The sequence below is a fragment of the Catalinimonas locisalis genome (assembly GCF_038039535.1).
In the GTDB taxonomy this organism is placed as follows: Bacteria; Bacteroidota; Bacteroidia; order Cytophagales; family Cyclobacteriaceae; genus Catalinimonas.
Map to the genome: position 1 here is coordinate 270073 of NZ_JBBPHP010000007.1, position 14864 is coordinate 284936.

At 40.6% G+C, this 14864-nt stretch carries 10 protein-coding genes; 4 read left to right on the forward strand and 6 right to left on the reverse strand.

The genetic code is table 11. The features are described 5' to 3' along the window. Nucleotides 1-9: 9 nt before the first annotated feature. Nucleotides 10-900 carry a sugar phosphate isomerase/epimerase family protein gene (locus WJR50_RS12250; RefSeq protein WP_341293569.1) on the forward strand — a complete coding sequence of 297 codons (891 nt, stop codon included), beginning with the start codon at nt 10-12 and terminating at the stop codon, nt 898-900. Between the two features lie 151 nt (nt 901-1051). On the opposite strand, the gene WJR50_RS12255 is transcribed toward WJR50_RS12250, so the two are convergent. Next, nucleotides 1052-1627, reverse strand: a complete 576-nt coding sequence (locus tag WJR50_RS12255) for a class I SAM-dependent methyltransferase (RefSeq protein WP_341293570.1) — start codon at nt 1625-1627, stop codon at nt 1052-1054. Between the two features lie 821 nt (nt 1628-2448). Here WJR50_RS12255 and WJR50_RS12260 point away from each other — a divergent pair. Continuing rightward, nucleotides 2449-5916: a sensor histidine kinase gene (locus WJR50_RS12260; RefSeq protein WP_341293571.1), complete on the forward strand. Its 3468-nt coding sequence runs from the start codon at nt 2449-2451 to the stop codon at nt 5914-5916. 111 nt (nt 5917-6027) lie between these two features. On the opposite strand, the gene WJR50_RS12265 is transcribed toward WJR50_RS12260, so the two are convergent. The 5 genes from WJR50_RS12265 to WJR50_RS12285 form a co-directional block, all read right to left on the reverse strand. Beyond that, entirely contained in the window at nt 6028-6621 is a 594-nt protein-coding gene (locus tag WJR50_RS12265; RefSeq protein ID WP_341293572.1) for a DUF4136 domain-containing protein, read from the reverse strand. Nucleotides 6622-6747: 126 nt separating this feature from the next. Continuing rightward, nucleotides 6748-8730 carry a tetratricopeptide repeat-containing sensor histidine kinase gene (locus WJR50_RS12270; protein WP_341293573.1) on the reverse strand — a complete coding sequence of 661 codons (1983 nt, stop codon included), beginning with the start codon at nt 8728-8730 and terminating at the stop codon, nt 6748-6750. Nucleotides 8731-8941: 211 nt separating this feature from the next. Next, entirely contained in the window at nt 8942-9871 is a 930-nt protein-coding gene (locus tag WJR50_RS12275) for an aspartate carbamoyltransferase catalytic subunit (protein WP_341293574.1), read from the reverse strand. Continuing rightward, entirely contained in the window at nt 9868-10422 is a 555-nt protein-coding gene (gene pyrR, locus WJR50_RS12280; protein WP_341293575.1) for a bifunctional pyr operon transcriptional regulator/uracil phosphoribosyltransferase PyrR, read from the reverse strand. The genes WJR50_RS12275 and pyrR overlap by 4 nt, the downstream gene beginning before the upstream one ends. 134 nt (nt 10423-10556) lie before the next feature. Beyond that, on the reverse strand, nt 10557-12080 hold the full coding sequence (locus WJR50_RS12285; protein WP_341293576.1) for a hypothetical protein: 1524 nt from the start codon (nt 12078-12080) through the stop codon (nt 10557-10559). Between the two features lie 221 nt (nt 12081-12301). On the opposite strand from WJR50_RS12285, the gene WJR50_RS12290 reads away from it, so the two are divergent. Further along, nucleotides 12302-13318, forward strand: coding sequence for a glycosyltransferase family 9 protein (locus WJR50_RS12290; RefSeq protein ID WP_341293577.1), 1017 nt, complete (start codon nt 12302-12304; stop codon nt 13316-13318). Nucleotides 13319-13369: 51 nt separating this feature from the next. Beyond that, complete coding sequence (locus WJR50_RS12295; protein WP_341293578.1) at nt 13370-14779, forward strand: Glu/Leu/Phe/Val family dehydrogenase; 1410 nt, start codon at nt 13370-13372, stop codon at nt 14777-14779. Nucleotides 14780-14864 lie beyond the last annotated feature (85 nt).

Here is a 14864-nt window from a genome sequence, read left to right on the forward strand (position 1 = left end):
TAATAACCTATGGAAAATAAAATCAACCGGCGCTCATTCGTAAAGAGCTCATCTGCACTTCTGGCAGGTCTGAGTATGGGTACTGGAAGTTCTATCAGCACTCAAAAAGATGTGGATGATATGAAGGGAGTACAACTGGCTATTGCTACCATCTGTCTGGATGGTTTTGGAGACGAAAACTTTGAGCCTGCCTTTGAGATCATCCCTCAAACCGGCATAAAGAATGTGGAGTTCAATGTCTGGTATCCACGCAATATTACGCCTTCTGGGATAGCCAGTATAAGAGAACGCTGCTACGAAAACGGACTTAAGCCTATTTCCCTGCAAGGCACTTCTTTTGGCGATAATGTGCTCAAAGATGTTACCCACAAGCTGTGGCTTATGGAGCAGGCAAAAGCATTGGGCTGCCGCCGGGTGAAGTTCACCGGTGCGGGAAGGGGCAAAGCCGGAGGATTGGAAAATGTAATTGAAACCCTCAAAGAACTGGCTCCCGCTGCCGAAGAGATGGACGTACTCATTGCAGTAGAAAACCACGCCAACAACAATATTGAAAACATAGAAGACTACGAAAAGATATTTTCAGCGGTAGATTCTTCCCATGTAGGCATGTGTCTGGATATGGGGCACTTTGACGGGGCCTCGGTAAGTAATTTTGATGTGATTGAGCATTTCCACGAAAAGATTAACCATGTTGACCTCAAAGATGTGGTCGCTTTCGGTACTTATAAGTCAGTGCCTTACGGAGAAGGCATTACCCAGGGAGAAAAGATCGTAAGTACACTACTTGATAAAGGCTACAGTGGTTATCTGGTAGTTGAGCAGGCTCCTCCCACCGAGGGGCTGGAACTGGTGCAGGAGATGCGCCGCATCAAAGATATCTTTGCGAAATTTGAGAAGTAGTAAGTTTATCTGCTTATCGGAAAGCTTGTTTACTCAGCTATAAGAAAAGTACAAAAGATCTAAACATTGATCAGTCATAGCTAAGTCATATCTATGTCATAGGAATGTCATATCTATACTAAAGGGTACATCTGGGGAATGTACAATTTCTTTAAGAGGCTTTGGTAAGCTCAATAGACTCAGCTTCCAGCATTTTCGCTTTGTAAATAAATGCCGGTGGCAGGTTAAAAAGGCAAAAGCCCAGCTTGCAAATACTAAATGTTTTCTCAATGTCCCGATAATCATTTAGTAGATACTGATATTGTATAAAAATGCCCGAATCATTTAGCTTGGACTGAATCGCACGGTAAATATTCTCCTTAAATGAATCGCTAAGATTGGCCAACGGAAGGCTGGAGACTACAATATCAAAATAATCATCGGGAAGCTGCTCTATACTGGATACGCATTGAGCTTTCAGAAACAGCCTTTTATCTTTAATCTTCCTGAGCAAAGGGATAAATCCATCATGATTCTCATAGGTATAAAGTTCGGAGTTGGCTGACATTCTCTTTAGTATTTCCTTGGTAAATACACCATTCCCGGCACCTAACTCCAGTACCCTGATCTTTTGGCTAAAATCAATTTCTTTAATAATTTTTCGGGTGAGAAATCTGCTGCTGGAAGCGATACTTCCTATCTGTTTAATGTTTTTAATGGCTTCAAGCGTTAGATCAAACTTCTTCATTTGTTATGATATGGTGCAAGATTAATTAAATTACGAATTACCGCTCAAACGGTAAGTTGCCATGCTTTTTACGATTTACAAGCAGGCGATTATACTAAGGCACATTTTCTGAAAGTGGGCTGCGGTCTTCACAAACCGGAAATGTACCATAATATAGCAGGCAATATAAAAAAGTATAATCAACCTACAGCAATTTTAGGACTGTCAGGCTTAACATTGTTTATATAAATTGAGTCCTAGCTCTTAATATGCACTGTGTGAGTTAGAGTAACCGCTTAATGAAGATTAGCGTTCAGATACCTATTTGGAAGCTTTTGTGAGAACATGAAAAAAGAATCTTATCATCATAAGCTAGACAGACTTCTTGATCAAATAGATGTAGGCAGGATTTTTGAGTGCATTTTGAGGCAAATATCAGGAAATCATATGGGTTGAAACAACCGACTCTATAATTGTCATGCTAATAATATTTCAGAATTTGTTAAAGGTCTTCAAAAGCTAGAAATTCGCCTCATGTACAGACTAAGCAGTTTATTATAAGAAGTTTTTAGATTGCATATTGAATGTGATGAAATTGTAGAGAATGACGAAATGGTTATGGCAAAAGTTGATGTACTTTGCTCTGGCTTGATAAAACTGTTTAAGAGTAAATCAATTAACGGAGCTCAGATTGAGTTAACTAAGTAATGCATGATCAAAATAACTCAGTTCTATTCTCAACAGGCTACAAATTATAACTATTGCAAAAAATTTTATCTGTCAATACCCGGCTTCCTGCATCTGATAGAAGAGATAGCTTTTTGAATTAACCAAGCTCATACATGTACAAACTAAAACCTCCTAAAATTAAGCCTCACCCTCCGCTTTATTTTATTCTTAGTTTGTGTTTTCTGTTTTTCAGTCAGTATAGCACTGCACAAAAGCCCCCTGTGGTTTTTAAAAATTATACGGTGTTGGATGGCTTATCCTACAATTACGTTTCAGAAATTTATCAGGATACTGAAGGTATAGTATGGCTAGGCACACCCGATGGACTCAACAAATTTTTGGGACATGACTTCAAAACTTATCGCTCTGTAGTAGGTGATAGTACTAGCCTTCCCAGTAATTTCATTATATCATTGGTAGAAGATGACGAAAAAAACCTATGGGTGGGCACCTGGGGAGGAGGGATATGCCTGTATGATAGGAAAACCGATAATTTTAAGCATCCGAAACTGATACTTCCCCAGCAGAATGATCTTGGAGATATTAACTTTATCAGCGAACTATACAAAGATAGTGAGGGAAATATCTGGGCTTGTACTGACCGAGGACTTCTCAAAATAAAGCCATCCACACTACAGGCAAAGCTGTATACTTCTCAGCCGATTAACAAGGATAGTATTAGTCCCGCTCAGTTTGCCTCTATTGTTGAGGATAAGAAGGGTAATTTTTGGGTAGCAACCTACGGGAATGGACTCCTTTACCTTGATCCTGTTAGTGAAAAATTTACCAGCGAAACACGGCAGAATAATGATCCATCAGGCATTACCAAATATGATATATCTAAGCTGTACTACGACAGCAAAGATCGGCTATGGATTGCAACCTTTAATGAAGGAATATATTTATTGGAGGATAATAAACCCGGTAATTTCAAACATTTTTCACATCAGCCCGGTGACCCTACCACATTAAGTAACAATCAGGTGATAAGCTTCACCGAGACGATGGATGGAAAAATCTGGGTGGGTACGGATAACGGATTATGCCAGTTTAATGAAGAAGAAGAGAATTTTTATGTATACAAAAAAGGTCTTTATGACCCTAAAAGCTTATCCGGCAGCGAGATAAAATCATTATTTACTGATCATGAAGGGCGCTTGTGGGTAGGCACCTATAATGGGGGAGTCAATATCTTTGATGATTCATATATCAGTACATTACATTATTACGCTATTCCTGGAGAAAACACATTGTCCTATGACAATGTGACTGCTTTTCTTTATCTGGATGATAATACAATACTGATAGGTACTGATGGGGGAGGGCTCAACATTTTCAACCCTGAGAATGGTAAGTTTACCAGTTTCCTACATGATGCGGCTAATCCCAAAAGCATAGGAGGAAATAAGGTCAAATCCTTACTGCAAGATAGTAAGGGAAGAGTGTGGGTGAGTTTCTGGAATAGTGGCATTGATCTTTTTGATCCCGTTACGCATACATTTAAACATTACACTCATGCTATGGGACCTGGTAATGGTCCTAATAACGATAATATACTTAGTCTGGCTGAAGACGATGAAGGCATGATTTGGATGACTACCTTGGGTGGTGGGTTAAATAGCTTAGACCCCAAAACAGAAAGCTTTGAATATTTTGATGAGAAGATTGTTTCTCACGATGGTGTAGAAGATAGCAGATTTGTTTCCTTACTTATTGATTCCCGCAATACCATCTGGATTGGAAGTACACTGGGCAATTTCTTCAACTTTGATAAGGATACCAAGACTTTTTCCCCACAGCTTATTTGGGAAGAGGGGGAAAGCAAAAGTCAGGTCCAGTGCATTTTTGAGGATAGTATGGGGAACCTTTGGCTGGGATTAGAAGGAGGAGGGCTTAAATCCTTTGATAGAAAGAGCGGTAAATTTAAGACTTTCACGATCAATGACGGACTTCCCAGCAATCATGTACACGCGATAGAAGAAGATACCAAGGGGCAGCTTTGGCTAAGTACAAACCAAGGTATTTCTTGCTTTACACCGGAAGAACAAACTTTCAAAAATTATGATATGCGTATCGGGCTTCAGGGTTTACAGTTCAATCGTGTAGCTTCTGCACATCTTCCAACAGGAGAGATGTTGTTTGGTGGGTCCAATGGTTTCAATATGTTTCACCCGGATAGTCTGAACGAAACTATACGCCAGATACCGATTGTATTCACCGACTTTCAGATTTTTAATAAGCCTGTTTCTATTGGTCAGGAGAACTCCCCATTGCAAACACATATCAATGTCACCGATACAATTACGCTTCGCTATGATCAATCTGTATTTAGCATTGAGTATGCCGGACTTGATTACACGTTTCCGGATAAGGTATCATACCAGTACAAGCTTAAAGGATTTGTGGATGAAAGCTGGCAGAAAGTAGGTAATGAACGAAAAGCAACCTATACTAACCTTGATCCCGGTGAGTATGAGTTTATAGTCACAACTATCAGTCCTGATAATACTCATTCGCGTAAGTTAACGATTATCGTAACTCCTCCCTGGTGGAAGACCTGGTGGGCACGATCATTATTTTTCTTGTTGTTCGCAGGACTTATATATGCTGGCTATTACCTGAGGCTAAGAAGAATCAGTAGTCAGAAAAAAAAGTTAGAATCTGAAGTTGCAGTACGAACAAAGAAGTTACAATCTACTAACCATGCTTTACAAGAGGCAAACAAGGCTTTACATGAAAAAAACCTTCTCATACAGGAGCAAAAAGAAGAGATTCAAACCCAGGCTGAGGAACTGGCAGAGTCTAATGAGGAAGTGAAATCTATTAATCAGCAACTGGAAGAAAGAGTTGAAATTCGTACTGCTGATCTCAGAAAATCAAATCAGGAGTTAGATAATTTTGTGTATAGAGTATCCCACGACATACGTGCTCCCCTTTCTTCCATCTTAGGGCTGGTAGAATTGATTGAGGATGAAAATGACAAGCAGCAACTCAAGGAATACCTTAAAATGACCTCTAAAAGTATTCATAAACTGGATAGCTTTGTAAAGGATATTCTGGACTACTCTCGCAACTCCCGTATGCAAATAGAACGGGAGCAAGTAAGCTTTCCGGAACTTCTGAAAGAAGTGAGAGAAGAACTTCAGTACATGGAAAACTCTTCACGCTTACATATACACGAAACTTATCATTTAGAAGGAGAACACTATAGTGATATCAGGCGACTTCAGATCATCTTTCGCAATCTTCTTTCAAATGCGATAAAATACCTCAATCCCCGAAACGCAGATAATTATTTACAAATCAACATTAATGTAACCAAAGATAAGGCTGCAGGTATCATACTGGAAGATAACGGTATTGGAATTAGTGCTACTGCATTGTCCAAAGTGTTTGAGATGTTTTATCGGGGTAGTGATCTTTCTACGGGCTCAGGTATAGGCTTATACATTGTAAAAGAAACAGTAGAGAAACTGGGGGGCACTATTGAACTTCAGTCTGAGCTAGGCGTAGGAACTAAAATCATGATCAATTTGCCAGCCGTAGAGACTGAACAGGCTATGGAGAAAAAGGTAGTTTAGCTTTAGTTTTTCTAAGCTTGGCAAACCACTGTTTAATGTAAAAACAAAAAAACGCCTTCAGTAAAATCATTTTACCGAAGACGCTATTAAATTTTGTGTTATACCTTATGCTTATGCATCTTCAACCGGATATTCATCAAAGATTTCTTCTACATAGCTTTTGAGGTCTTCTTCAAAATTATCCGGAGAAATCGTTTCTTCAGCCCATCCTCTCCATACAATTTCATTCGTTTCGGCATTAATGATATCTACTGCCATAGTACCTTCGGTATATTCAACTTCATCAATGTCATATCCTGCTACTCTATTGACGTTTGTATAGCCAGTATAATAGTATGGAGAAGTATATCCCACAGAATAGCCGGGATAATAATAATTATAAGAAGTATATATAGGGTCAGCCACTACATTTTCTTCCTGATCAAACATGATATGGGTTTTAATCAGCAAATCAGGATTATCTTTATTGACATTATAACCAACTTCCTGCATCTGGGTATTGATAGCTTCCATCGTTTTCTCTTCTACCAACTCTTCTTGAAGCCTGGTATAGTCAACAGTGTCACTATTGGGAAGATAGGCATAAGTATCAAACTTAGACAGGTCTACGCTGGCTGTTTTATTGGTTTGAACTGTAGGGCCACATTGGGTAAATAATATTGAGATAATTCCTAAAATTGGTATCAATTGTTTGTAAAGCTTCATAATAAAAAAATTATTTAATAAATAATTGATAAAAAAATGATAATACTTACTAATTATCACGTCAATAATGGCTTAGGGTTGTCTAATAGAAGTAAAATCTCATTATTTATTCTAAATACTTAATGTTTATTGATGAATTTTTTCTCCTTTAAATTTATCTATCGGTAAAGAAAAACTGAATGTACTACCCTCCTGAAGTTTACTGCTAACCCGGAGCTGGCCTTGATTTTGAAGGATTAATTCCTGGCAAAGCGTGAGTCCAAAGCCACTACCGGATTCATTATTTGTGCCTTTCTGAGACTGTTTTTTGTCAATAGAAAAGATACTGCTCAGTACTTCTTCACTCATGCCTACTCCCTGATCAGTGACCAGAACTTCTACAAAACCTTCGTGCTGTAAAGTATCTATGTAAATAGAAGAGTTGGGGTAGGAGAACTTGATACTGTTAGAAAGAAGATTGCGAATCACGGTATTTACCGACTGATAATCTGCCCAGGCATACACATCCGTAGCGGATTCATGGACAAGGCGTATATGCTTCTCTGCTGCGGTAGCTTGATAAAGTTCAATATTGAAGCTGATTAGCTCATTAACATACACTGAAGTGAATTCCGGTTTGGCATTTCCGGTCTGCATCAATGACCAATTGAGCAGATTGTCCAGTAACTGACTTAGATTGTCTAATGCAATATTAATCTGCTTGCTGGTACGTTGCATCTCATCTCTGCTCATAATGCTTATCTCCTGAGCCAGCAGACTGGAAAAACCTTTCAGTGAATTAAGCGGGCTACGAATATCATGGGATATGATTGAAAACAGTTTGTCCTTGGTTGAATTGAGCTGCTCCAGATCATGTTTTTGTCCCGCCATTTCCTGTGTATGAAATTGAATCTCCTGATTTTTACTGGCCAGAAGTACATTTTTCTGCTTATTACGATAATTGGCACGGTACAATGCAAGTGAAAAACCCGCGGTAAGCAGTAGCCCGATGACCAGCGAAAATATCATGGTTTTTTGCTGTACGATGGATGCCTCCTGCAGCATCTTTTCATTTTTTAGCAGGGCGATTTCTGTTTTTTGCTGCTCATCATCAAATCTCGCTTTAAGTTCGGCAAGGTATTCTTCTTCATTCTCCTTATGCAAACTGTCCATAACTGCCTCATGAAGTAGCTGATATTGATAGGCAGCTTGAAAATCTTCCTGGGCAGCGCTAATTCGGGCTAGTTCTTTTAGAGTGTTTTCCAGAAAGCGGTTGTTATTGAGTTGTTTTGCAATGGCATAACTCTGCTGGGCATAGTCTCTGGCAAGATACAGCTCGCCCAAAGCAAGATAAGTCTGTGCGATGGATTTCAGATTGTGGGTCCGGGCAATATCATCATTGCGTTTGATGAATAAGCTATCTGCCTTAAAGAAATAGTTAAGCGCTTCAGCATATTTTTTTTGGTTTTTAGAAAGGTTTCCCAATGTATTATAACCCCGGGATATACCGTAAGCATCCTTTCTTTTTTGCTTAATAAGCATGGAGGCCAGGTAATACTCCTTAGCTTTATCCAGGTTTCCTTCTTCTTCATAGATAGCTCCGATATTGTTCAGTGCATAAGACTCCCCCTGAGCGTTACCGGTCTTCCTAAATACATCCAGCGCTTTCTGAAAGTATTCTCTGGAAGTAGCCAAATCATTAGAAAGGCCGTAGACGATGCTGATATCATTGTAGGCATGGCCGATCTGCACGCTGTCTTTGATTTTTTGGTAGATTTCCAGCGCGACAAACATATCTTCCAATGCATGAGAGAAATCTCCTTTATCTCTCTTTAATATACCAATATGATGTAATGCATCGGCTTTTCCCTTCTCGTACTGTATTTTTTCAGCTAAGTGAAGGGCTTTTTGTCCGTAGGCCAACGCGCTATCCGGCTGATGATGCTGATAAGCTCTGGAGAGCTTATGCCGCAGATGCACCTGGCTGGTATCCTGAGAATTAGTCAGGAGTCTTTGCAGGCTGTCGGTTTTATCAGGACGCTGCGCAAAAGAATAGGTGTTGAGCAATAAAAAGCTAAAGAAAAAAACACTGAGGAAATACAGTAGAACAAATCTATTGATGAATTGCATGAAGGTTGATTTTTTGCCAATGGAGAACAGATTGTGCCAACACGCTATATCTTAATCTCGGTTTGCTTCAGATACGCTGCATCACCCCCACTTTTCAACAGTTTATTCTTCCATCTTTTCAGCTTTCTATCGTATCTACCTGTTACCTAACACAATCATGAATGATCATCCTGATAGGCATTATTAGAAATATGAATGTATTAATTTGAAATTAGTTCTGATGTTTACTGGCCAGAAGATAAAGTACTGCCATTCTTACAGCCACGCCATTCTCTACCTGCTCCAGAATGATGGCATGCTCTGAGTCGGCAACGTCACTATTTAGTTCTACCCCACGATTAATCGGGCCAGGGTGCATAATGGTAATAGGTTTGCTCAGGCTATTTAGCAGCTTCAGGTTGATTCCATAATAAAGCGAGTATTCTCTGAGAGAAGGGAAGTATTTCACTTGTTGCCTTTCCAGTTGAATACGCAACACATTAGCAATATCGCACCATTCTAAGGCTTCGCGCACATCCAGGCTTACCTGTACGCCCAGTTGCTTTACATAGCGAGGCAAGAGCGTAGCAGGGCCACATACCATCACCTCAGCTCCCAGTTTCTGAAGCGCAAAAATGTTAGAAAGCGCAACCCTGGAATGTAAAATATCACCGATGATCGCTACCTTTTTTCCTGCTACGCTTCCAAATTTTGAATAGATAGAGTAAGTATCCAGCAGGGCTTGTGTAGGGTGCTCATGCGTGCCGTCACCAGCATTAACAACATTGGCTTGTATATGCTTGGCCAGAAAGTGAGGTGCTCCCGGGCTGGCATGGCGCATCACCACCATGTCTACTTTCATTGCCAGAATATTATTCACCGTATCCAGCAGGGTTTCTCCTTTTTTTACCGAGCTGCCCGAAGAAGAAAAGTTGACCACATCCGCTGAGAGTCTTTTTTCCGCCAGTTCAAAGGAAAGGCGGGTGCGGGTAGAGTTTTCAAAAAAAACATTGGCGATAGTGATATCGCGCAGCGACGGCACCTTTTTGATCGGTCGGTTAATAACCTCTTTGAAACTGTCAGCAGTTTGAAAAATGAGCTGAATTTCTTCTCCACTCAGGTCTTTGATTCCCAATAAGTGTTTGCTGCGCAATGCGTTCATGCTTCGTCTTCTTGTTTATTGCTTAACCATACACCGTCCTGCTCACCCTGCTCTTCCCACAGTACCTCTACCCGCTGGCTATCCAGCGTATTAACTGCCTGACCAACGTAATCAGCTTCAATGGGCAGGTGACGGGCATATTTACGATTGATTAAAACCAGTAATTCAACTTTACTGGGTCGGCCAAAAGTGATCATGGCATCCATCGCAGCCCGTACTGTTCTACCTGTATAGAGTACATCATCAATCAGGATTACTTCTTTGTCCTCTATGAGGAAGGGAACTTTAGTGGTGCTGGCTGTCAGTGGTATGCTTCTTCTCCTGAAATCGTCCCGATGAAAAGTAGTATCCAGATAGCCTAAGGGCACTTTCTGACCAGTGATTTTTTCCAATCGTGCTTTGATACGGTCGGCCAGGTGAATGCCCCGGGGTTGTAAACCCAGGAGGACAGTATTGTCAAAGGGGGTATGATTTTCCAGCAGTTGGTGACATAGTCTGCTAAGGACTACTTCCAGCAAAGGCTGATCTATGATTTGTTTTATTTGTTTCATGAATACGCCGCAAGTTACAAGGCTTAAGTTACATCTTGCAAGAGTAAATGAGCAATTTTTCTGGCATGAATAGACATAAAAAAGCCGGAACATACAAAAATGTGCCGGCTTGTCTGAAAAAAATGTTCATTTCGTCAACTGCCACTGCCATCGTAGGCAACTTTGTTGATGAAGAAAACCTTTCGTTTGAGATCTAAACTTCGGCTTTGGCTGTTCTTAATATCTTGTGTGCCATGCACATAGAAGTACTCACCATACCATTTCTCAATGCCAGCGATCTCGCTGTCGTTTTTATTTTTTAAGGTATCACTTTCATTAGCCAGTTTGATAGGCTTGGTGGTAGTTTCCTCATACTCACCATTATTTCTGATGACTTTGGTCGTGATTTCTTTTTCATAAGAGTACATCAGTACTACGCTATCATTCTGCACGTTCACATGCACCAGTTGTTTGAGTTGCATGCTTTTGACATTGTCCAGCTTAAAAGCATGATCCCAGAGGAGGTTGCCTTTTCTGTCAAAACAAACTGCAATGGCATGAGTAAAGCGGTAGCCGTCAAAATACATATTGTCGTAGCGTGAAGGGTAACCTCCGTAAAAACCGCTGTAGTAATAGCTGTTGTATTTAGGGTAATAAGCTTCGCCCAGCAATATGTATTTACCATTATCAGCGATGAGTTCGTGGATCACCATACGGTAGTTGAACTTAAGCTTTTTGTTTTTCTGCTTTCTACGCTCAATACGCCGTTTGATGCGAGCCTCCCGCTTGTCGCGCATATAGTTGAAAAAGTTGTTGAGATCACCATAATTGTAGTACTTGATATCCTGCTCACCATTAGGCTGTACCGAAGCGATAAATATACCTCGTGAGTAGCGAGAACGACGGGGACCATAAGTACCTGCCAGAAATTGTTTTTCTCCGTCAAACTCGGTGACCTGAGCATCTAATAAGTTTTTGCGGTCTTCTGTATTGAGCGGAGCACTCTGCAAAAGGTTACTATACTGATCATAGGCCTTGAGCGTCACCGTTTTGACACGATTGTCATTCATTTCTCCAATGAGGACATCAAAAGTATTGTCATTTTCATTAGGGATGATATCAATCAGCTCTCCGTTTTCCTGATAAATGCCAGGCAGTGCTCTGAGGCGGCTGGTAAGCATATCGTAGTGTATGACGACTGGCTTATAATTGATTTGACCTCCCAGTACTACCGTTTGACCTACAATTTCAAAATACTCCAGATTAACAGGCGCCACGCGGTTGATAAAGTGTTGAACAGTATCACCTGTTTCCACGGACATATTCAGCATTGGCCATCTACGATCCTGGTAGGGGCCATCCTGAAAAAGTACACAAAGCTGCCCTTTGTCATAATCATAGCCTCTCAGAATATAGTCTGACTCAATGGCCAGATCCCGTCTCCATTCCTGCTTCAGCGCAGTGTTGTACTTGTGAAATTCCCAGATGTGTTTGCCCTCCGGATTACGTTCTTCAGAATCCCTAAAAATGAGCAGGCCGTTTTCGTCAGCAGAAACTACAACGAATTCATTGCTTGTACTTTCTACCTCTATCTCAATGCGATCTGGCTGTACTATCTGTGCTATGCTCAGACAGGGTAGACCAAGCATTGCTAAAAACCAGTAAAATCTTATTCCCATAGTATGCAAATTTACTTGCCGGATAATCTAATCATAATCAACTCAAAACCTAAGGCTCTTTACGATAAAATAACGTTTTTCACCGTAAAAATAAATAGGGTGAGCTCTTATATAACGCAGTATTACAGCAAAATTCTCCACGAATTGGGAAGTAATCTGAAATTCTTCAAAAAACTGTCTTTAAGATACTGCTGCACTGGCTTAATTTTTATTTTTGCGCCATGGCAAAAAAGAAGATTCTAATTCTGCGCTTTTCATCAATCGGTGATATTGTACTCACTACCCCGGTTCCCCGAACAATCAAAACGCAATTGCAGGCTGAAGTGCACTACTGCGTGAAAAAGCAATACCAGAACATACTGGCTGCCAATCCTTACATTGACAAGCTTCACCTGCTGGATGGAAATCTGGGTGAACTCATTAAAGAGTTGAAAGCCGAACGTTTTGATTATGTGATTGATCTGCACCATAATCTGCGCACATTGATCATTAAAAAAAGGCTAGGGGTAAAGAGTTACAGCTTTCCTAAGCTTAATGTGGAGAAATGGCTGATGACCAATCTCAAAATCAATAAATTGCCTAACGTCCATATTGTAGACCGATACATGGAGGCGGTAGCTCCCCTGGGAGTGAAGATGGATAGCCTGGGGCTGGACTATTTCATTCCTGAAAAAGATGAGGTTGAACTGGAGTGGCTTCCTGAAACGCATCAGAAAGAATATGTAGTATATGCTATCGGTGCCCAGTTCAATACCAAAAAATTGCCGCTTGACCGGATGATAGAGCTTTGTGATCGTATCAATAAGCCCATAATATTGCTAGGGGATAAAAACGACAGAGAAACAGGAGAGGAGATTGTGAAATTTTTTGAAAGAACTGAAGCCTCCGCTCCGCTTGAACAGCAACTGCAGAATGAGCTTAACAAGAAAGCAATTATCTTCAATGCCTGTGGACAATTTAATCTCAACCAATCAGCTTCCATTGTCAAAAATGCCCAGTATGTTTTTACTCACGACACCGGCTTAATGCACATTGCTGCGGCTTTTAAGAAAACAATTTTCTCTATTTGGGGTAATACTATTCCGATGTTTGGGATGTATCCTTACAGGACAAAATTCACCATATTTGAGAATAACAAACTGTCATGCAGACCTTGTTCTAAGATTGGTTACAATAAATGTCCCAAGGGCCATTTCAAATGTATGCGGGATATAGTCTTTGATTTTTATTTACCGTAAGTAACTTTATAGAATTATTTTTTAAAAGTTTATAACTCTTACCCTTATATTATGAGCGATTACAGTTTTTTTGGAGATGTCTGTAGTTACATAGACCGCGCTGCAACCTACACCGATCACCCTCAGGGACTTATAGAACAGATCAAGCAGTGCAATAGCATTTACAAGTTCCATTTTCCTATTAAGCTGGCTAACGGTGGTTACCGGGTAATTACCGCCTGGCGTGTACAGCATTCTCACCATCGTCTGCCGGTAAAAGGAGGTATACGTTACAGCAAGCATGTAAATGAAGATGAAGTAATGGCCTTAGCCTCCCTGATGAGCTTTAAATGTGCTCTGATGGATGTGCCTTTCGGAGGCGCTAAAGGTGGTGTGTGCATTAGCCCAATAGACTACAAAGTTTCTGAACTGGAATCAGTAACGCGTCGCTATACCTCCGAGTTAATTAAAAAGAACTTCATCAGTCCGGCTTTAGATGTACCTGCTCCTGACTACGGTACCGGAGAGCGGGAAATGGCCTGGATTGCTGATACCTACAGTACCTTCTTTCCTGAACAGATCAATGCCTATGGTTGTGTAACCGGGAAGCCTATCTCTTTGCATGGGATACGTGGCAGAACTGAAGCTACCGGTAGAGGAGTGTCTTTCGGTATACGGGAGGCAGTAAGCGTAGCGGAAGATATGAAAGCACTGGGCTTAAGTACCGGTCTACAGGGTAAAAGGATTATTATTCAGGGTCTGGGTAACGTAGGTTATCATTCGGCAAAATTTCTACAGGAAGAAGGGGCTATCATCATAGGAGTAGCCGAATACAATGGTGGGATTTATAACGAAGATGGGCTGGATATAGAGGAGCTTATGCATCTGAAAGGAAGCAGTGGTGCAATCATCAACTACCAAAAAGGAAAAAGCGTAGAAAACGCTAAGGAAATGTTGGAATACGAGTGTGATATACTGGTGCCAGCTGCCCTGGAAAATCAAATTACTGAAGAAAATGCCCCCAGAATTAAAGCTAAGATTGTAGCTGAAGCTGCCAACGGGCCGGTTACCAAAGGAGCTGAGGCTATCCTTCTGGATAAAAATGTGATGATTATTCCCGACCTCTATCTCAATGCTGGCGGTGTAACAGTCTCTTACTTTGAGTGGCTTAAAAATTTATCAAGAGTATCTTTCGGACGTATGGATAAGCGTTATGAAGAAGTAAATAACCGCCGTATCCTGCAAGCGATGGAAGAACTGACCGGAGGTAAGCTTTCTGATGTACAGCATAAGCTGATGGAAACTGGTCCTGGAGAAGTGGATATTGTGAATTCTGGACTGGAGGAAATTATGGTGAATGCTTACCATGATACACGTGAGTTGATGAAAACCAAAAATATTCCAGATTTAAGGACAGCTTCATTTGTAAGTTCGGTAGAGAAGATTGCTACTTCCTACATTGCCCGTGGTATTTTCCCATGATATAAGTGATTAACTGATGTTACGCATGATTGGATTATAGTTGATTAAAGTTACGATATTAGCCAGAAAGAACCGAGCAGAATTT